Source organism: Kitasatospora sp. NPDC004723 (assembly GCF_040609255.1).
Taxonomy (GTDB): Bacteria; Actinomycetota; Actinomycetes; order Streptomycetales; family Streptomycetaceae; genus Kitasatospora.
Genome location: NZ_JBEXJT010000080.1, coordinates 1 through 18,652, shown reverse-complemented (window position 1 = coordinate 18,652; position 18,652 = coordinate 1). Strand labels below are relative to the sequence as shown.

The following is an 18,652-nucleotide window of genomic DNA, read 5'->3' as shown; positions in this document are numbered from 1 at the left end:
CAGGGGGGACCCTGTGGGAGAGTAGGACGCCGCCGAACAATTCTTCTGAGAAGCCCCTGCCGGGGATACCGGCAGGGGCTTTTCGCATTTCCGGGCCGAAATGCGGCCAGGCGGAGCAAGCGGGTGGGTACGGTGCCGGCCGACGCCGCCGCGGGCCCCGGCGGCCCATCAATATGGCGCTAAAACTCCCAGCTCAGCGGCCAGATCGCTGGCAAACCGGCGCCTGCGCCGTAGTCTCGAAGGCGAAGGGAACTGGTGTCCGGGATGGCCGCCAGGCACGGCCGGATCAAGAATGGTGCACATGGGACGCGGCAGGCTGCGGGTCTACCTCGGGGCGGCACCCGGGGTCGGTAAGACGTACGCCATGCTCGCGGAGGCACACCGGCGGTCCGAGCGGGGAACGGACGTCGTGGTGGCGTTCGTCGAGGATCACGGGCGTCGGCACACGGCCGAGCAGGTCACGGGTCTCGAAGTGGTGCCGCGACAGGAGCTGACGCACCGCGGGGCCGTGTTCACGGAGATGAACCTGGACGCGGTCCTGACGCGCCGGCCGCAGGTGGCGCTGGTGGACGAGCTGGCGCACACCAACGTGCCGGGGTGCCGCAACGAGAAGCGGTGGCAGGACGTCGAGGAGCTGCTCGCGGCCGGGATCGACGTCATCTCGACGGTGAACATCCAGCACCTGGAGTCGCTCGGCGACGTGGTCGAGGGCATCACGGGGATACGGCAGCGGGAGACGGTGCCGGACGAAGTGGTCCGCCGGGCCGACCAGATCGAACTCGTCGACATGTCGCCGCAGGCGCTGCGGCGCCGGCTGGCGCACGGCAACGTGTACGCGCCGGAGAAGATCGACGCGGCGCTCGCCAACTACTTCCGGCCGGGGAACCTGACGGCGCTGCGCGAGCTGGCGCTGCTGTGGACGGCCGACCGGGTCGACGAGTACCTGCAGAAGTACCGGGCCGAGCAGGGCATCAAGGGGACCTGGCAGGCGCGCGAGCGGATCGTGGTCGGTCTGACGGGCGGGCCGGAGGGCGCGACGCTGATCCGCCGGGCGGCCCGGATAGCCGCCCGCGGCTCGGGCGGTGAGCTGCTGGCGGTGCACATCTCCCGGTCGGACGGGCTGGCCGGCCCGGGCTCGGGGTCGTCGCAGACGCTGATCGAGCAACGGGCGCTGGTGGAGAGCCTGGGTGGGTCGTACCACGCGGTGCTGGGCGACGACCCGGCCGCGGGGCTGCTGGACTTCGCACGGGGTGTGAACGCGACGCAGATCGTGCTCGGGACCAGTCGGCGGCCGGCCTGGCAGTACGTCTACCGCCCGGGCGTGAGCGGCACGGTGACCCGGGAGTCGGGCGACATCGACGTGCACATCGTCACGCACGAGCACGCCGCGAAGGGACGTGGGCGGGTTCCGACCCGCAAGGTGACCGATCTGGGCCGGACCCGGACGATCGCGGGCTGGCTGATCGGGGTGGCCGGGCCGCCGCTGCTGGCGCTGGTGCTCATCAATGTGCACGGTCTGGGTCTGACCACGGACATGCTGCTGTTCCTGTCGCTGACGGTGTGCGCGGCCCTGGTGGGCGGGCTCTTCCCGGCGATCGCCTCGGCGCTGGTCGGGTCCTCGGCGCTCAACTACTACTTCGCGCCGCCGATCCACACGTTCACGATCTCCGAGCCGCAGAACATCATGGCGGTGGCGATATTCACCGCCGTCGGCATGGCCGTGGCGTCGGTCGTCGACCTGGCGGCCCGGCGCACCCACCAGGCGGCCCGCAGCCAGGCCGAGGCGCAGTCGCTGAGCGCGCTGGCCGGCACGGTGCTGCGCGGGGCGCCGAACGGTGAGGGGGTGCTGACGGCCTTGCTGGAGCAGGTCCGGGAGACCTTCCAGCAGGAGTCGGTGGCGCTGCTGGAGCGGCCCGACCGGGTCGGCGTGTGGCAGGCGGTGGCGACGGCGGGCCCGCGTCCGCCGGAGCGGCCGGAGACGGCCGATGTGGACGTGCCGATCGGGGAGACGCTGGCGCTGGTGCTGCGCGGCCGGGTGCTGCCGGCCGAGGACCGCCGGCTGCTCGGGGCGTTCGCCGCGCAGGCCGCCGTGGTGCTGGAGCGCCGGCGACTGGCGGGGGAGGCGGCGGCCGCCCGGCGGGAGGCCGAGGGGAACCGGATCCGCACCGCTCTGCTGGCGGCCGTCTCGCACGATCTGCGCACGCCGCTCGCCGGGATCAAGGCCTCGGTGAGCTCGCTCCGTGCGGCGGACGTGGAGTGGGACGAGGAGGACGAGGCGGAGCTGCTGGCGGGGATCGAGGCGGGTGCCGACCGGCTCGACCATCTGATCAACAACCTGCTCGACATGAGCCGTTTGCAGACCGGAACGGTCACGCCGCTGATCCAGGAGACCGACCTGGACGAGGTGGTGCCGTTCGCGCTGGGCGGGGTGTCGCCGGAGACGGTCCGGCTGGACGTGCCGGAGACCCTGCCGATGATCCTGGCCGACGGCGGACTGCTGGAGCGGTCGCTGGCCAATCTGATCGAGAACGCCGTCAAGTACAGCCCGGACGGGGTGAAGGTGCTGGTCAAGGCCGATGCGCTGGAGCCGGCGGGCGGGCCGGGCCGGGTGGAGCTGCGGATCGTGGACCGGGGGCCGGGGGTGCCGGAGGACGCCAAGGAGCGGATCTTCGCGCCGTTCCAGCGCTACGGGGACGCGCCGCGCGGTGCCGGGGTGGGGCTCGGGCTCGCGGTGGCGCGCGGCTTCGTCGAGGCGATGGACGGCACGGTGTCCGCCGAGGACACCCCGGGCGGCGGACTGACCATGGTGGTCACCCTGCCCACGGCCGGACGCGTCCCGGAGCCGGGCGTTCCGGAGCCGGGCGGACCCGAGCCCGAGCGACCGGGACCGGACGCGCCCGGGCCCGACGTACCGGAGCTCGCCCCGCCACCCACCTGATCGGTGACACCCCCCGACGACCGTTGAACGACCACTTCCGATCCGACCGACAGCCCCGAAAGGCGGAGCCCGTATGACCCGGGTCCTCGTCGTGGACGACGAACCGCAGATCGTCCGCGCGCTGGTGATCAACCTCAAGGCCCGCAAGTACGAGGTCGACGCGGCGCATGACGGCGCGAGCGCCCTGGAGCTCGCCGCCGCCCGCCACCCCGACGTCGTCGTCCTCGACCTCGGTCTGCCCGACATGGACGGGGTCGAGGTGATCAAGGGCCTGCGCGGGTGGACCAGGGTGCCGATCATCGTGCTCTCCGCCCGGCACGCCTCCGACGAGAAGGTCGAGGCGCTGGACGCCGGGGCCGACGACTACGTCACCAAGCCCTTCGGCATGGACGAGCTGCTGGCCCGGATGCGCGCCGCCGTCCGCCGGGCCGAGCCGGTCGCGGGGGAGGACGGTTCGGTGGTGGTCACCGACAGCTTCACCGTGGACCTGGCGGCGAAGAAGGTGAACCGGGACGGCGCCGACATCCGGCTTACCCCGACCGAGTGGCATTTGCTGGAGGTCCTGGTGCGCAACGCGGGCCGGCTGGTCAGCCAGACCCAGTTGCTCCAGGAGGTCTGGGGCCCGGCTTACCGGACCGAGACGAACTATCTGCGGGTCTACCTCGCCCAGCTGCGGCGCAAGCTCGAACGCGACCCCTCGCACCCGCGGCACTTCATCACCGAGCCCGGCATGGGCTACCGCTTCGAGGGGTGAGCGGACGGTACCGGTCCGGCGTGCCGGCAGCCCTCGCGGCGCGCTCGCGCGGAGTCCCCGGCCGGCTTGCGGCCTGCCGCCGGGGCCCCCGGAACCGGTACCCTTCCGGCATGAGTGGTGACAACAGCAGCGAGCCGCCGCAGGGGCGCTTCCGCCGCATGCTCAGCCGGCTGACCTCCTCCACCGAGGAGTTGGAGGCCGAGGAGCTGCGCCAGGAGAGCGCCGCGGAGTCGGGCTGCACGCCGATCGCCAGCTGCGGGGACCGGCAACTGGTCACCGTGGCCGGCACCCTGCGCACCGTGACGCTCCGCCCGCGGGCTGGCGTACCGGCCCTGGAGGCGGAACTCTTCGACGGCACCGAGGCACTGGACGTGGTCTGGCTCGGGCGCCGCTCCATCGCGGGCATCGAGCCCGGGCGCCGTCTGGTGGCCAGCGGCCGGATCGGCCACGCCCGTGGCCGCCGGGTGCTGTTCAACCCCCGCTACGAGCTGCGTCCGGTCGGACACGGGAGCGAATGAGCGTGAGCAACCAGCCCGGCGGCGAGCCCGCCGCCCAGCTCGGCCTGGTGGAGATCGCCGGTGACGAGGAGGCGGCCCGGCAGGCGCAGGCCTCCCGGGAGGCCGCCGACACCGTGATGAAGGCGTTCGGCGGGGTCCGCGGCATGGTCGACATGACCCTGCCCGGCCTGGTCTTCATCGTCACCTACAACATCACCCATAAGGTGCCGGCGGCGGCCTGGGCCGCGCTGGGCCTGAGCGCGCTGTTCGTGGTGGCGCGGCTGCTGAAGCGGGAGACCGTCCAGCACGCCTTCAGCGGGGTGTTCGGCGTCGCCATCGGCGCCTGGATCTCGATGAAGACCGGCAAGGCGGAGAACTTCTACCTGCCGGGCCTGCTCTGGAACGTCGGCTACTGCGTGGGCCTGGCCGTCTCGGCGCTGGTCCGCTGGCCGCTGATCGGCATCATGCTCGGCCCGGTGACCGGCGAGATGTTCACCTGGCGCAAGCAGAACCCGGGCCGGCTGGCCGCGTACACCAAGGCCACCTGGGCGTGGGTGCTGATCATGGGCATCAAGCCGATGATCCTCTTCCCGCTGTACTTCACCCACAACGTCAACCTGCTGGGCTGGCTCAAGGTCGCCCTGGGCATCCCGCCGCTGCTGCTGGCGATGTACGTGACCTGGCAGATCCTGCTGAAGGCGCCGCCGCCGATCAAGGCGCAGCTGGACGACGAGCCGGCGCCGGACGAGCACGCCGCCGACGGGTCGGCCGCCGGCCGGTAGCCGACCGCCGGCCGGCAGCAGGACCGGCGAACAGCCGAGGGCCCGCACTCCGAGCGAGTGCGGGCCCTCGACGCTTTCTCGGCTACTGGGCGCCGGCCGAGCTGGAGAGCAGGTCCTCCAGCTCCTCCTCGCGCTCCTGGGCGGCCACGAAGAGCAGCTCGTCGCCGCCCTCCAGGGTGTCGTCCTTGCCGGGCACCAGGACGCGGCCCTCGCGCAGGATGGTCACCAGCGCGGTGTCCGGCGGCCACGGCACGTCGCCGACCCGGGTGCCGACCAGCTCGGTGTCCTCGGCGAGGGTCAGCTCGACGAGGTTGGCGTTGCCCTGGCTGAAGCGCATCAGCCGGACCAGGTCGCCGACGCTGACCGCCTCCTCGACCAGGGCGGACATCAGGCGCGGGGTGGAGACGGCCACGTCCACGCCCCAGGACTCGTTGAAGAGCCACTCGTTCTTCGGGTTGTTCACCCGGGCGACCACCCGCGGCACGCCGTACTCGGTCTTCGCGAGCAGCGAGACGACCAGGTTGACCTTGTCGTCACCGGTCGCGGCGATCACCACGTGGCAGCGCTGCAGGGCCGCCTCGTCCAGGGAGGTGATCTCGCAGGCGTCGGCGAGCAGCCACTCCGCCATGGGCACCCGCTCCACGGAGATGGAGTTGGGGTTCTTGTCGATCAGCAGGACCTCGTGGCCGTTCTCCAGCAGCTCGCCCGCGATCGAGCGGCCGACGGCGCCGGCTCCGGCAATGGCGACTCGCATCAGTGACCTTCCTTCCGCGGGCCCTGCGCGAACGCGGCCTCGACCGCCGTCAGGTCGGCCCGGCGCAGCGTGACGTGCACCAGGTCGCCCTCCTGCACCACCATCTGGGGCGAGGGCAGCACGCCCTCGCCGAGCCGGGTGACGAACGACACCCGGGCGCCGGACGCCTCCTCCAGCTCGCTCAGCCGGTGGCCGACCCAGTCGGGGTCGTAGGCGACCTCGGCGAGCTGGACGGCGCCGCTCGGGTCCTGCCACAGCGGCTCGGCGCCGCTCGGCAGCAGGCGGCGCAGCATCTGGTCGGCCGTCCAGCGCACGGTGGCGACGGTGGGGATGCCCAGGCGCTGGTAGACCTCGGCGCGCCGGGGGTCGTAGATCCGGGCGGCGACGTTCTCCACGCCGAAGTTCTCCCGGGCCACCCGGGCGGCGATGATGTTGGAGTTGTCACCACTGGAGACGGCGGCGAAGGCGCCCGCCTCCTCGATGCCCGCCTCCCTGAGGGTGTCCTGGTCGAAGCCGACGCCGGTCACCCGGCGGCCGTTGAACCCGGCGCCCAGCCGGCGGAAGGCCGTCGGGTCCTGGTCGACGACGGCCACCGAGTGGCCCTGTTTCTCCAGTGCTCGGGCGAGGGCGGAGCCCACCCGGCCGCAGCCCATGATGACGATGTGCACCGGCGCTACCTCACCCGTCCTGTTGGGGCCATGACCTGCGCAAACACCGTTCGATCTCCGTTTCCCCGCCCCGGTGTCCGGGGTGGGCGTCCTCGTGGGGCTCGGCACGACAACCACAGTGTTGCCCGCCTGCTCGTATCCGACACGCTAGCCGGTCGGCCGAACACAGTCGCGACGAAGGGGGGCCTCAACGGGGGGCGTCCGTGGGACGTCGCTTCGTACTGCCCCTACGATTCCTTACCGTGCCTATGCCGACTGACCTACCGAAACGCATCCTCATCGGGCGTGCGTTGCGCAGCGACAAGCTGGGGGAGACGCTGCTCCCCAAGCGCATCGCGCTGCCCGTCTTCGCCTCGGACGCGCTCTCCTCGGTCGCGTACGCGCCCGAGGAGATCCTGCTGACCCTTTCCCTGGCGGGTGCCTCTGCGATCCACTTCTCGTGGCAGATCGGCGTCGTGGTCGCCATCGTGATGCTCGCGGTGGTGGCCTCGTACCGGCAGAACGTGCACGCCTACCCGAGCGGCGGCGGCGACTACGAGGTCGCCACCGTGAACCACGGCCCGAACTCCGGCCTGGTGGTCGCGAGCGCGCTGATGGTCGACTACATCCTCACCGTGGCGGTCTCGACCACCTCGGGCGTGGCCAACGTGGTGTCGGCGGTGCCGGCGCTGCGCGGGCACGAGCTGACCCTGTCGGTCGTCGTGGTCATCCTGCTGATGGGGATGAATCTGCGCGGCGTGCGGGAGTCCGGTACGGCCTTCGCCGTCCCGACGTACGCCTTCATGGTCGGCGTGCTCGGCATGGTGGTGTACGGCGTGATCCGGCACTTCGGAATGGGGCAGGACATGCCCTCCGAGAGTTCCGGCTTCCACCTGGCGGCGACCCCGGGGAACGAGTCCCTGGCTGGCTTCGCCATGGTGTTCCTGCTGCTCAAGGCGTTCTCCTCGGGCTGTGCGGCGCTGACCGGCGTGGAGGCGATCTCCAACGGCGTGCCGGCGTTCCGCAAGCCGAAGAGCAGGAACGCGGCGACCACGCTGCTGATGATGGCGAGCATCGCCGTCGTGATGTTCATGGGCATCATCTGGCTGGCCCGGCTGACCGGTGTGCAGATGGCCGAGGACCCCGCGCAGCAGCTGGTCGGGGTGCCCGGCGACTACCACCAGAAGACCGCGCTGGCCCAGATCAGCGAGGCGGTGTTCTCGAACTTCACGCCGGGCTTCTACTTCGTCGCCGCCGTCACCGGGCTGATCCTGGTGCTGGCCGCCAACACCGCGTTCAACGGCTTCCCGGTGCTGGGCTCGATCCTGGCCCAGGACCGCTACCTGCCGCGCCAGCTGCACACCCGCGGCGACCGGCTGGCCTTCTCCAACGGCATCATCCTGCTGGCGCTGGCCGCGATCCTGTTCATCATCGCCTTCAACGCGGACCCGACCCGGCTGATCCAGCTGTACATCGTCGGCGTCTTCGTGTCGTTCAACATGAGCCAGTCCGGCATGATCCGGCACTGGACCAGGAACCTGCGCACCGAGACCGACCCGGCCAAGCGCCGCCACATGCAGCGCAGCCGGGCGATCAACACCTTCGGCCTGGTGATGACCATGGCGGTGCTGATCGTCGTGCTCGCCACCAAGATCAGCCACGCCTGGATCGCCATCGCGGCGATGGTGGTGCTGTTCGTGATGATGAAGGCGATCCGCCGCCACTACGACCGGGTCTCCGAGGAGCTGGTCGCCGCCGAGGCGCCGGACGACGTGGTGCTGCCCACCCGGGTGCACGCGATCGTGCTGGTCTCCAAGCTGCACAAGCCGGCGCTGCGGGCACTGGCGTACGCGCGGCTCGCGCGGGCGCACACCCTGGAGGCGGTGACCGTGAACGTCGACCCGGCGGACACCGCGGCGCTGCGCCAGGAGTGGGACGAGCGCGGGATCGAGGTGCCGCTCAAGGTGCTGGACTCGCCGTACCGGGAGATCACCGGGCCGGTGCTGGACTACGTGAAGAACCTGCGCCGCAGCAGCCCGCGCGAGGTGGTGTCGGTCTACATCCCCGAGTACGTCGTCGGCCACTGGTACGAGCACCTGCTGCACAACCAGAGCGCGCTGCGGCTCAAGGGCCGGCTGCTGTTCAAACCGGGGGTGATGGTGACCTCGGTGCCGTGGCAGCTGGAGTCCTCGGAGCGGCGCAAGCCGCAGAAGGCCTGGTCGGCGCCGGGTTCCGTCCGGCGTGGTGAGCCCCGGGCGCCCAAGGCCGTAAAGTCGGAAGTCTCGGCGAAGCCCGCCGGCCCGGCCGACCGCAGCACGAAGGACTCCTCCCAGTGACCCGCAACACCCCCTCTCGTTCCCATGGTTCCTCCGGCAAGGGCGCCCGCAAGGGCGGCGCCTCCGGCCGGCCCGGGCAGGTCGCCCGGCCGCGCTGGGGCAAGCCGTCCCGGCCGGAGGCGACCGACCGCGACGGGTTCACCGCGCGGACGGCGCCGCTCGCGCCGGAGGAGCCCGCACCGCAGCGTGCGGAGGAGCCTTCGCGCCAGGAGCGCAGTGAGCGCAGTGAGCGCGGCGAGCGTGCCGCGCGCCCGGAACGGGCTTCGCGCCCGGAGCGTGAGGCGCGCGGTGAGGCGCGCGAGGGCGGGGAAGGGCAGTCGAAGGGCGGTGCGCAGCGCCCGCGCAAGCAGGCCGTGCGTCCCCCGCGGGCGCTGCGCACCGCCGGCGCGCCCAAGGCGTCCCAGGCCCCCAAGGCCCCCAGGGCGCCGAAGGCTCCCACCGGCGACCCGCTGGTCGGCGAGCGCTACGAGGTCGAGGTCGGCTCCGTCGCGCACGGCGGCGGTCACTGCGTGGCCCGGCACGAGGGCCGGGTGCTGTTCGTCCGGCACGCGCTGCCCGGCGAGAAGGTGATCGCGCAGGTCACCGAGGGCACCACCACCTCGCGCTTCCTGCGGGCCGACGCGGTGGAGGTCCTGGAGCCCGCCAAGGACCGGATCGCCCCGCCGTGCCCGTTCTCCGGGCCCGGCAAGTGCGGCGGCTGCGACTGGCAGCACGTCACGCCCGGTGGCCAGCGCAAGCTCAAGGTGCAGGTGCTGACCGAGCAGCTGGCCAAGCTGGCCGGCCTGACCCCGGCCGAGGCCGGCTGGGACGGCAGCGTCGAGCCGGTCGGCGGCAAGCTGCCGGCCGGCCAGGTGCCGGCCTGGCGCACCCGTGTGCAGTATGCCGTCGACCCGCGGAGCGGCAAGGTGGGGCTGCGCAAGCACCGCTCGCACGAGATCCAGCCGGTCGACCGCTGCCTGATCGCCGCCGAGGGTGTCACCGAGCTGGGCGTGGAGGCCCGCGACTGGCCGGGCGTCGTCTCGGTCGAGGCGATCGCCGCCTCCGGCTCCTCGGACCGTCAGGTGGTGCTCACCCCGGCGCCGGGCGCGCAGCTGCCGCTGGTCGAGCTGGACCGTCCGGTCTCCATCGCCCGCATCGACGAGCAGGGCGACCCCCACAAGGTGCACGGCCGCGGCTTCGTGCGCGAGCGCGCCGCCGGGCGGACCTGGCGGGTCAGCAACGGCGGCTTCTGGCAGATCCACCCGGAGGCGCCGGACACCCTGGTCGACGCCGTGCTCGACGGCCTGGACCCGCAGTGGGGCGAGAACGCGCTCGACCTGTACTGCGGGGTGGGCCTGTTCGCGGGCGCCCTGGCCGACCGGGTCGGCGAGGACGGCGCGGTGCTCGGCATCGAGTCCGGCAAGCAGGCGGTGGCCGACGCCCGGCACAACCTGGCCGCGCTGGAGAACGTCCGGATCGAGTGCGACCGGGTGGAGTCCCTGCTGCCGCGCACCGGGATCACCGCGACCGACCTCATCGTGCTCGACCCGCCGCGCGCGGGCGCCGGGCGGGAGACCGTCGCCCACCTGGCCGGGCTCGGCGCCCGCCGGATCGCGTACGTGGCCTGCGACCCGGCGGCCCTCGCCCGGGACCTGGCGTTCTTCCGCGCGGGCGGCTACCGCCCGGTCTCGCTGCGGGCCTTCGACCTGTTCCCGATGACGCACCACTTCGAGTGCGTGGCGATCCTGGAGCCCGTCGGGGGCGAGTGACCCTCGGACGCGACGACGACGGAGGCGGTACCCGGGTTTTCCGGGTACCGCCTCCGTCGTCGTCCTCTGCTCTCTCCTTCTGTCCTCTTCTGTCTCTCTTCCGTCCTCTTCTGCCTTCGTCGGTGCCGTGGGCGGCTCAGGGCAGGTGGTGTTCCTCTTCCTGGGCGTCGTGCGGCAGGGCGATGCCGTGCTGGGCGGCGAGCCGGATCAGTGAGGCGATCCGGCCCTGGTACGCCTGGACGCCGTCGGCGTCCCCTTCGGCCCGGGCGGTCGCGAGTTCCTTGCGGGCCTGGGTGAGCTGCTCGCGCAGCTCCTGGTCGAACATGGCTGTCATGTGCCGGCCTCCACACCGGTCGGTGCCGCTCCAGGGAATGCTCGGGGCACTTCAGAATCTACGAAGGTGAAGAACTCTTCAAGTCTCCCTCTCCGCCGGTGCCGAGCGCGTCGAGCGGGCGTGCGAGGAGCCGCGCGCGCCCTTGTTGTGCTAGCACTTCAGCGCTAGCTTGAATTTCATGGGTAAGAAGCAGCTGAACGTCCGGGTGGACGCCACCACCGCGGAGATGGCCCGGGAACGGGCGGAGCAGCAGGGGATCAGCATGAACCAGTACATCGAGCGCCTGGTCCAGCAGGACATGGGCGAGGCCGGGCGGGTGTTCGTCGACGCGGCGGCGCAGTTCATGAAGGAGTACGAGACGGCGTTCCTCGCCGAGTTCGGCGAGCAGCGGGGCGGCGCCGACCTGCAGGACGTGCGCCGTTGAAACTGGAGGTCGACCTCTCGTGGCTGCTCATGACCGCCGAGCAGTACACGCCCGGTGACCCGCAGGTCACCGACTACGGATCGCTGCTCGCCGCCGTCGCGCGGCACCAGGCCGAGATCTTCGACATCGCCGTCTACCCCGAACCGCAGGACCGCGCCGCCGCCCTCATGCACCAGCTGATCCGGGTGCCGGCGCTGGAGAAGACCAACGAGCTGTTCGCCACCGCCGTCGCCTACGCCTACCTGGTGGCCAGCGGCTGCTCGGTGGCGACCACGGCCCGGGAGGTGCGCAGCCTCGCCCGGGCCATCCGCGAGGGGCGGCTGACCGTCTCCGGGGTGGCGGACCGGCTGGCCGCCTGGGTGGTGGACGAGGCCGAGGACGAGGAGGTCAGCGGCGAGGACGACGACGACTCGGAGTGAGGGGAAGCGGGATCAGGCCCGGGAGGGCGGGCTCAGCTGGTCCCGGCCGTCGGCTCGGTCCGCTCGGCCGGTTCGGCCGGCTCGGCGATCAGCGCGGTCGCGAACGGGCGGAAGCCCGCGCGGCGGTAGATCCGGGCCACGTCCTCGTCGGCCGCGGACAGGAACACCGTCCGCACCCCGGTGGCCCGGGCGTGCTCGACCAGCGCCGCGGTGACCGCCAGCCCCAGCCCGCGCCGGCGCGCCGAGGGCAGCGTGCCCACGCCGGCCACCTCGGTGACCGCGCCGACCGGGTTGTGCTGACCCGCGCAGAGCGGAGTGCCGCCCTCGAAGGCCGCCGCCAGCACGGTGTGCCCGGAGGCGATCCGCTCGGCGGTCCGCGCGGCGGTGCCGTCGGACCCCAACACCTGGGCCTTCGCGGCGAGTTCCGCCGTTCCGGTGTCGCCCACGCCGGTGCCCGGCTCGTCGAACGCCAGGTGCGGGACGGCCACCGCGTGCGCGAGCGCCGGGTCGTCGGCGGTCAGCACCCGCACCGCCACGCCGTCCGCCGCGGGGCCCGGCACGCCCGGGGCGTCCTGCGGGCCCAGCACCAGGAGCGGGTGCTCGTGCACTGCCAGCCCCGCCTCCTCCACCGCCGCGCGCAGCAGCGGGTCGTGCTCGGCCACCCACTCGAACGCCTCGGGCAGGCCCAGCTCGCGCTGGCGGGCCAGTACCCGGCGGACGTCCTCGGCGGTGGCCGCCGGACCCTGGTGGCCCAGCGTCGGCCGGGCGTAGTACGGCCAGCCGGCGCCCTCGCGGACGAAGAGGCTGAGCGGCCCGAAGTCCTCCACGCGTGCGGCGGCGCGTGGAACCGCGTCGTAGTAGCGCTCGATCTCGTCGAGCAGGACCCGGTCGGGCCGGGCGGCGGAGGCAGCGGAGGCGGAGGCGGCGGTTTCAAGATCGTTGAAGGTCACGCCGTGCATCCAAGCAGGCCTGCCCCGTTCATGCCAGGGATTTGCGGGCCCCGGCCCCGGCCCCGGCGCGGACCGCGGACCCCGCGAGGGCGCCCGGAGCCCCGGAAGGCCGCCGGGCCCGGGCATTTCGCCGCGATTGTTGCCCAACGCTTACAGGCCGGGCGATCTTGTGTGCGGACCCCATGACATCCTGGGGCTTTTACAGCTCTGCCGGACGGGGACGGCGGACGTCCGCGCTGGGCGAAGCGAGGGGGATGACTGGCTCATGAGGCTCTGCTTTCTGGTGGAGGAGCACTACCGGCACGACGGCATGCCGCTCGACGTCGTACGGCAACTCACCGCGTGGGGGCACCGGGTGGACGTGCTGCGCCCCGGCGACTCGCTGATGGCGATCTCCGAGGCGGTCCGCGCCGGGAGCCACGACGCCTGGGTGCTCAAGACCGTCTCCGGCGGGCCCGGCCTCACCCTGCTGGAGGCCGCCGCCGCGGTCGGTCTCACCACCGTCAACGACGTCCGCTCGATCCGCGGCGTCCGCGACAAGGCACTCGCCTCCGTCATCGCCCGCACCCGCGGACTGCCCGTCCCCGTCACCTACGCGGCCGCCCGCTGGGAACGGCTCGCCGAGATCCCCGCGGCCGAGTACCCGCTGGTCGTCAAGCCCGCCGACGGCAGCTCCGGGCGGGCCGTGCGGCTCGTCCGCGACCCCGGGCACCTCGCCGGAATCGGCCCCGTGCTGGCGGGCGAGGGCCTGCTCATCGCCCAGCCCTACGTGCCCAACTCCGGTACCGACCTCAAGGTGTACTGCGTCGACGGCGAGCTGTACGCCACCGAGCGGTGCTCGCCCCTCAACCCCGACCAGGGGGTGCGGGAGCGGCAGGTGCCGCTGCCGGCCGAGGTGGCGCGGATCGCCGCGCAGGTCGGCGAGGTGTTCGGGCTCGACCTGTACGGCGTCGACGTGCTGCTCGGGCCGGACGGGCCGGTGGTCGTCGACATCAACGACTTCCCGAGCTTCCGGCAGGTGCCGGACGCGGTCGCGCGGGTCGCGCGGGCGGTCCTGCGGCTGGCCCGCACCGGCACGGCGGTCACGGCGCCCGCGGTGGCGCTGGACGCCTCCGGGTTGGACGCCCCCGTGGGCGCGGTCGGGCTCGGCGCGCGGGCCGTGCGGATGCCCGCGCAGGGCGGCGGGGCCGCCGTCGGGGTGGCCGGCATGGGCGGCGTGGGCGTCGGCGGCCCGCTGTGAGGATCGGCCTGATCGCCTCCGCCCCGGACCACCCGCTGCTCGCCGCGGCCGGTGCGCTGCTGACCGCGGCCGGCCACCGGGTCGAGGCGCTCGACCCGGCGGGTCGTGCGGGCGAAGGACCGCTCGCCGACGCCTACCTGCTCAAGGCCCGCACCCCGGCGGCCCTCGCGCTCGCCCGGTCGCTGGAGGAGCGCGGCGCGCCCGTCGTCAACTCGGCCGCCGCCACCGAGTTCTGCCAGGACCGCACCGCCATGGCCGAACTCGCCCGGCGGGCCGGAGTGCCCTTCGCACCCACCCGCACCGCCGACCGCCCGGCCGTGCTGCTCGCGGCGGCCGAGGCGGGCGAACTCGCGTTCCCGCTGGTCCTCAAGAGCCGGCACAGCCGCCGCCACGACCTCGTCGCCAGGGTCGACGACCTCGCCCGGCTGCGCGCGCTCGCCGAGGAGTGGGCCGACGAGCCCGTCGTCGCCCAGCCCTACCTGCCGAGCACCGGCTGGGACCAGAAGCTCTGGGTCGTCGCCGGGCAGCTGTTCTGCACCCGCCGGCGCTCCGAACTCGCCGACCCCGACCACACCGGGCTGCCGCACGGCGTGGGCGGACCGGGACCGGCGGGCGGGTCGGGGCCGGGAGGCGGATCCGGGCCGGGAGGCGGATCCGGGCCGGTGGACGGCTTCGGGCCGGACGAGCTGCCCGCCGAGCGCGCCGGGCTCGCCCTGCGGGTCGGCGAGGTGTTCGGCCTCGACGTCTACGGCGTCGACCTGCTGGACGGGCCGGACGAACCGGTCGTCGTCGACGTCAACGCCTTCCCGGGCATCCGGGGCCAGGCCGGTGCGCCCGAGGCACTGGCCGCGCTCGCCCTGCGGGCCGCCGCCGCGGGCACCCGGGAGCGGCCGTCCGTCCCCGGCCCGCGGGCCGGCGCCCCGGCGGATGCGGGACCGCCCGCCGCGGCTCGTTAGGCTGGCACCCCCGGCCGGAGCCCGCGACCGGGTCGCGAGAGAAGACGGACCCTTGCTGCAGGACATCGAGCCCTACCTGGCCTGCCCGCACTGCGCGCAGCCGCTCACCCTCGACGGGCGCACCCTGCGCTGCCCCGCCGGACACAGCCACGACGTCGCCAAGCAGGGCTACGTCAGCCTGCTCGCCGGCGACGCCCACACCGGCACCGGTGACACCGCCGACATGGTCGCCGCCCGCAGCGACTTCCTCGCCGCCGGCCACTACCGGCCGATCGCCGACGCCCTCGCCGAGGCAGCCGTGGCCGCCGACCCCGAAGGACTCGTCGTCGACCTCGGCGCCGGCACCGGCCACTACCTCGCCCACGTCCTCGACGCCCTCCCCGGCCGGCCCGGCGCCGCCCTCGACATCTCCAAGTACGCGCTGCGCCGCGCCGCCAGGGCCCACCCCCGGATCGGCGCCGTGGTCTGCGACGCGTGGCGCCCGCTGCCGCTGCTGGACGCCGGCGCCGGGCTCGTCCTCAATGTGTTCGCCCCGCGCAACGGCCCCGAGCTGCGCCGCGTGCTGCGGCCCGGCGGCACCCTGCTGCTCGTCGCTCCGACCTCGCGCCACCTGCGCGAACTCGTCGCCGCCCTGGGGCTGCTGTCGGTCGACGAGGAGAAGCAGCGGCGCATCGACGAGAAGCTCGGCCCCTACCTGACGCCGGTCGGGCAGCGCGAGGTGGAGTTCACGCTGCGGCTGTCCGCCGAGGAGGTGCGGACCGTGGTCGGCATGGGGCCGAGCGCCTGGCACACCGACCCGGCCCGGCTGGCGGAGCGGCTCGCCGCGCTGCCGGACCCGGTCGAGGTGACGGCCTCCGTCACCGTCGCCGCCTACCGGCGCTGATCCGGTGGTGCGCGGTACCGGGCGGCGCTGAACCGGCTCCGCGCGCCGCCCGTCGGCCCTGCGCGGCGGCGGACGGCGCGAGCCCGGCCACGCGCGCCGGGGGCACCCCGAAGGGATGAATCTGCCGGGCAGGCACGTTTCTGCCTCCCGACCGGCCGCTAACGTCCGACGGGTGAACCGCGACGCCACCCGGCCCGCCGTGCCGGCCCACCCGCAGCAGCGCAGCCCGGACCCGGGCGAGCCGACCGTCCGGCGCCCGATCGTCGAGGAGATCCGGCTCACCTCCTTCAAGTCCTACCGGCGCGCGACCCTCCCACTCGCGCCCCTCACCGTGCTGCACGGTCCCGCCGGCGTCGGCAAGTCCAACGCGCTCGACGGCCTCGCCGTCCTCTCCCGGCTCGCCCTCGGCGAGGAGATCGGCGCCTCCCTCGACGGGCGGCCCGGCACCACCGGCCCGCTCGCCACCCGGCTGCGCGGCGGCCTCGACGGCTGTGTGCCGCACGGCCGCAACGCCCTCATCCTCGGCTGCACCGTCCGCTCCCCGGACGGGCCGATCGGCCTCGAAGTCGTCGTCCGCACCGACGGGCCGGTCCGCATCGCCCGCGAACAGCTCACCCTCGACGGGCAGACCCTCGTCGAGACCGGCGAACAGGACCTGCGCAAGTGCCGCGTCAACGTCAGCTGGCACAACGACACCCGGCAGGGTGACATCCGGGCCCCATTCCCCAGCGGGACGTTGATCACCGCCCAGATCCCGCTGCGGGTCGCCGGCTCCTCGCCCGGCGAACGCAAGGTCCTCGCCGCCGCCGAACAGGTGCTCACCGCGCTGCGCGAGGTGTTCCCCGTCCACCCGGTACCGGCCCTCATGCGAGGCTGGGCCCGCCCCGACCCGCAGGCCCGGCTGGTCAGCACCGCCGCCAACATCTCCGCCCTGATCGCCCGGCTCGGCAACGAGTGCCCCCGCCGCTACGGGCAGCTGCTGCGCGTCGTCCAGTCCGCCGCACCGCACCCGCTGCTCGGCCTCGACCTCGCCCACCGCGGCAGCGGCGCGGACCGGCGGGTGCTGGCGGTGTTCGACGAGGGACTGCTCGGGCGCACCGGAGCCGACCAGGCCTCCGACGGGATGCTGCGGCACCTGGCGTTCGCCGCGGTGCTGCTCACCGGCGCGGGGGTGCTGGACCTCGACGTGGCGGTCGAGGTGCCGTGGGCGCAGCGGCAGCTGACCGTGCTCGCCGACGACCTCGGGGCGGGGCTCGGGACCGACCAGAGCGCGTCGCTGCTGCGGCTCGCCCGGGACATGGCCGGGCGCAACCAGCTGCGGGTGCTCGCCACGCTCCAGGAGCCGGCCGCGGCGCGGGACGCGCTCGGCGGGGTGGGCGAACTGCCGCCCGGGGTGGCGGTGGTGGAGTGCCGGCGCGATCCCGGCTCGGGGCTGACGGTGCTGCGGGCGGAGACGGCGCGGGTGCCGGGGCAGGCGGTGCGGGGCGGTGCGGCGGCCTCACCCGTGCTTCCGTCGGCGCGTACGGCACCGGGTTCGGCGGCCCGTGGGGTGGCGGGTCCGGCGGTGGGTCCGGCGGCGGGCGATGAGGTAAACCTGGACGGGTGACCGAACGAGAGACCGATACCCCCGGGCCCACGCTGGAAGGGCTGCGTCAGCGGCTGGTGGAGTTCGCCGCGGCGCGCCGCTGGGAGCCCTTCCACACGCCCAAGAACCTCACCGCGGCGCTGACCGTGGAGGCCGGCGAGCTGCTGGAGATCTTCCAGTGGCTCACGCCCGAGCAGGCGTCCGCGGTGATGGCCGACCCGGATCGCGCCCACCGGGTGCGCGACGAGGTGGCCGACGTGCTCGCCTACCTCCTCCAGTTCTGCACGGTGGTCGGGGTCGATCCGCTGACGGCCCTGGCGGAGAAGATCGAGCGCAACGAACTGCGCTTCCCGGCCCCCGGCGCCCTCGCCGAGGAGGCCGACGTCAACCCGGAGGATGCCTCCTAGGCCTTGTGGGGGACGGGAGTTGTCCACAGCCCCCGGGTTGTCCACAGGTTTCCGATGTCCGCGTGCAGACCCTTCCGTCCCGGCGCACTCTCTCACCGTGACCGCACGGCAGAGCGCCGCGCGGGTGACGGAAGGAGCGTCCGGCATGGAGGCGCTGCGACTGATCAAGACCGCCCGGCACGCCCTGGCGGAGACCAGGAACATCCCGGACGTGCTGGCCGAGGCCCGGCAGGCGGCTCTGCTCGCCGAAGCGGTGGGCACCCGGCTCGGGGGCTCCGAGTACGGCGAACTCTCGGGCCTCGGGCAGCTGTTGGCCGAGACGGCGCTGCACGCGGCGTGCTGCCTGGACCATGCGACGGGGGACGTGGCGGGGGCGTCGGCCTTCGGTCCCGGCAGCCGGGCCCGAAGGCTCAGTGAGCTGGGCGAGCTGGGGCCGATGCTGGACGAGCTCGGCGGACTCCTGCGGGACATCGGGGAGACGCTGGTGGTGCTGGCCTGCGGGGCGGACACCGAGAGCCTCTACTGGGCGTGCATCGACGGTGTGGACGCGGGAGCGGAGTGCACCCGGCTGGTCGCCCAACTGCGCGACGCCGTCAGGACGATCGCGGGCGAGCGACCCGAGGAGGACGAGCTCGCGGAACGTTTACTGCTGCTCCAACTCGACCCGCCTGGCCGACAGGAGGAGGTGGTCCCGGCACCGGTGGCGTAGCCCCGAAGGCGGCGTGCGTGGCGCAGTGAGCGGTCGGCCGGACGCGGCCCCCGCCACTGCACCCACCGGGCCTCCCCCTCACCGGCCTGCCTCCGCCGGGGCCCACCTGGCCCCGGCGGGGGACAACGGGAGGGCGAAACAACGGAATAACGGCAGTGGGCGGGTTGGTGGGCGGGTGTGCGGGAGCGGGAGCGGGAAGGGCGGAGGGAGGGGCGAGCGGATCCGCGCGGTGGACGGCGTGTTCCTGGTGGAGAGCCCGGACGGCGGACCGACCACGGTGACCGTCGAG

The 18,652-nt window shown here is 73.7% G+C and carries 18 protein-coding genes; 14 read left to right on the top strand and 4 right to left on the bottom strand.

Annotated elements, in window-relative coordinates:
• Positions 1-301 precede the first annotated feature (301 nt).
• From ABZW10_RS38005 to ABZW10_RS37990, 4 genes are all read left to right on the top strand, one after another.
• Positions 302-2,938 (top strand): sensor histidine kinase KdpD, encoded by a 2,637-nt coding sequence (locus ABZW10_RS38005; protein ID WP_355376069.1) that lies wholly within the window; start codon positions 302-304, stop codon positions 2,936-2,938.
• Between the two features lie 73 nt (positions 2,939-3,011).
• Positions 3,012-3,692, top strand: coding sequence for a response regulator (locus tag ABZW10_RS38000; protein ID WP_355376066.1), 681 nt, complete (start codon positions 3,012-3,014; stop codon positions 3,690-3,692).
• 110 nt (positions 3,693-3,802) lie between these two features.
• The gene (locus ABZW10_RS37995; protein WP_355376063.1) at positions 3,803-4,210 is read left to right on the top strand and encodes an OB-fold nucleic acid binding domain-containing protein; all 408 of its coding nucleotides are present in this window, start codon (positions 3,803-3,805) and stop codon (positions 4,208-4,210) included.
• Positions 4,211-4,212: 2 nt separating this feature from the next.
• On the top strand, positions 4,213-4,971 hold the full coding sequence (locus ABZW10_RS37990) for a DUF3159 domain-containing protein (protein ID WP_355376060.1): 759 nt from the start codon (positions 4,213-4,215) through the stop codon (positions 4,969-4,971).
• 82 nt (positions 4,972-5,053) lie between these two features.
• Here the strand turns inward: ABZW10_RS37990 and ABZW10_RS37985 are convergent, their stop codons facing one another.
• Entirely contained in the window at positions 5,054-5,725 is a 672-nt protein-coding gene (locus ABZW10_RS37985; RefSeq protein WP_355376057.1) for a TrkA family potassium uptake protein, read from the bottom strand.
• Positions 5,725-6,393, bottom strand: a complete 669-nt coding sequence (locus tag ABZW10_RS37980; protein ID WP_355376054.1) for a TrkA family potassium uptake protein — start codon at positions 6,391-6,393, stop codon at positions 5,725-5,727. The genes ABZW10_RS37985 and ABZW10_RS37980 overlap by 1 nt, the downstream gene beginning before the upstream one ends.
• A 242-nt stretch (positions 6,394-6,635) precedes the next feature.
• On the opposite strand from ABZW10_RS37980, the gene ABZW10_RS37975 reads away from it, so the two are divergent.
• Both ABZW10_RS37975 and ABZW10_RS37970 read left to right on the top strand, forming a co-directional pair.
• Positions 6,636-8,708, top strand: coding sequence for an APC family permease (locus ABZW10_RS37975; RefSeq protein ID WP_355376051.1), 2,073 nt, complete (start codon positions 6,636-6,638; stop codon positions 8,706-8,708).
• 449 nt (positions 8,709-9,157) lie between these two features.
• Positions 9,158-10,456, top strand: coding sequence for a class I SAM-dependent RNA methyltransferase (locus ABZW10_RS37970; RefSeq protein ID WP_355376075.1), 1,299 nt, complete (start codon positions 9,158-9,160; stop codon positions 10,454-10,456).
• 136 nt (positions 10,457-10,592) lie between these two features.
• On the opposite strand, the gene ABZW10_RS37965 is transcribed toward ABZW10_RS37970, so the two are convergent.
• A complete protein-coding gene (locus ABZW10_RS37965) occupies positions 10,593-10,790 on the bottom strand; it encodes a hypothetical protein (RefSeq protein WP_355376048.1) in 198 nt (65 codons plus the stop codon).
• Between the two features lie 178 nt (positions 10,791-10,968).
• On the opposite strand from ABZW10_RS37965, the gene ABZW10_RS37960 reads away from it, so the two are divergent.
• Complete coding sequence (locus ABZW10_RS37960) at positions 10,969-11,214, top strand: toxin-antitoxin system HicB family antitoxin (RefSeq protein ID WP_344332776.1); 246 nt, start codon at positions 10,969-10,971, stop codon at positions 11,212-11,214.
• A complete protein-coding gene (locus ABZW10_RS37955; RefSeq protein WP_355376046.1) occupies positions 11,211-11,633 on the top strand; it encodes a fic family toxin-antitoxin system, toxin component in 423 nt (140 codons plus the stop codon). The genes ABZW10_RS37960 and ABZW10_RS37955 overlap by 4 nt, the downstream gene beginning before the upstream one ends.
• Before the next feature lie 32 nt (positions 11,634-11,665).
• Here ABZW10_RS37955 and ABZW10_RS37950 read toward each other — a convergent pair whose 3' ends face one another.
• Positions 11,666-12,514, bottom strand: a complete 849-nt coding sequence (locus ABZW10_RS37950) for a GNAT family N-acetyltransferase (protein WP_355376072.1) — start codon at positions 12,512-12,514, stop codon at positions 11,666-11,668.
• A 334-nt stretch (positions 12,515-12,848) separates the two neighbouring features.
• Here ABZW10_RS37950 and ABZW10_RS37945 point away from each other — a divergent pair, with 334 nt between their 5' ends.
• From ABZW10_RS37945 to ABZW10_RS37920, 6 genes are all read left to right on the top strand, one after another.
• Positions 12,849-13,823 (top strand): hypothetical protein, encoded by a 975-nt coding sequence (locus ABZW10_RS37945; protein ID WP_355376044.1) that lies wholly within the window; start codon positions 12,849-12,851, stop codon positions 13,821-13,823.
• Positions 13,820-14,779 (top strand): alpha-L-glutamate ligase, encoded by a 960-nt coding sequence (locus ABZW10_RS37940; protein WP_355376042.1) that lies wholly within the window; start codon positions 13,820-13,822, stop codon positions 14,777-14,779. Before ABZW10_RS37945 ends, ABZW10_RS37940 begins: the two co-directional genes overlap by 4 nt.
• Positions 14,780-14,831: 52 nt before the next feature.
• Positions 14,832-15,662 carry a putative RNA methyltransferase gene (locus ABZW10_RS37935; protein WP_355376039.1) on the top strand — a complete coding sequence of 277 codons (831 nt, stop codon included), beginning with the start codon at positions 14,832-14,834 and terminating at the stop codon, positions 15,660-15,662.
• Between the two features lie 172 nt (positions 15,663-15,834).
• Entirely contained in the window at positions 15,835-17,268 is a 1,434-nt protein-coding gene (locus ABZW10_RS37930) for an ATP-binding protein (RefSeq protein WP_355376037.1), read from the top strand.
• Positions 17,265-17,654, top strand: a complete 390-nt coding sequence (locus tag ABZW10_RS37925; protein ID WP_355376035.1) for a nucleotide pyrophosphohydrolase — start codon at positions 17,265-17,267, stop codon at positions 17,652-17,654. Before ABZW10_RS37930 ends, ABZW10_RS37925 begins: the two co-directional genes overlap by 4 nt.
• Before the next feature lie 97 nt (positions 17,655-17,751).
• A complete protein-coding gene (locus ABZW10_RS37920; protein ID WP_355376032.1) occupies positions 17,752-18,363 on the top strand; it encodes a DUF6099 family protein in 612 nt (203 codons plus the stop codon).
• Positions 18,364-18,652: the final 289 nt, after the last annotated feature.

Coding starts and splice junctions, on each gene's coding strand:
- ABZW10_RS37945 (WP_355376044.1), top strand. CDS start 12,849: ATGAGGCTCTGCTTTCTGGTGGAGGAGCACTACCGGCACGACGGCATG.
- ABZW10_RS37960 (WP_344332776.1), top strand. CDS start 10,969: ATGGGTAAGAAGCAGCTGAACGTCCGGGTGGACGCCACCACCGCGGAG.
- ABZW10_RS37995 (WP_355376063.1), top strand. CDS start 3,803: ATGAGTGGTGACAACAGCAGCGAGCCGCCGCAGGGGCGCTTCCGCCGC.
- ABZW10_RS38000 (WP_355376066.1), top strand. CDS start 3,012: ATGACCCGGGTCCTCGTCGTGGACGACGAACCGCAGATCGTCCGCGCG.
- ABZW10_RS38005 (WP_355376069.1), top strand. CDS start 302: ATGGGACGCGGCAGGCTGCGGGTCTACCTCGGGGCGGCACCCGGGGTC.
- ABZW10_RS37985 (WP_355376057.1), bottom strand. CDS start 5,725: ATGCGAGTCGCCATTGCCGGAGCCGGCGCCGTCGGCCGCTCGATCGCG.
- ABZW10_RS37965 (WP_355376048.1), bottom strand. CDS start 10,790: ATGACAGCCATGTTCGACCAGGAGCTGCGCGAGCAGCTCACCCAGGCC.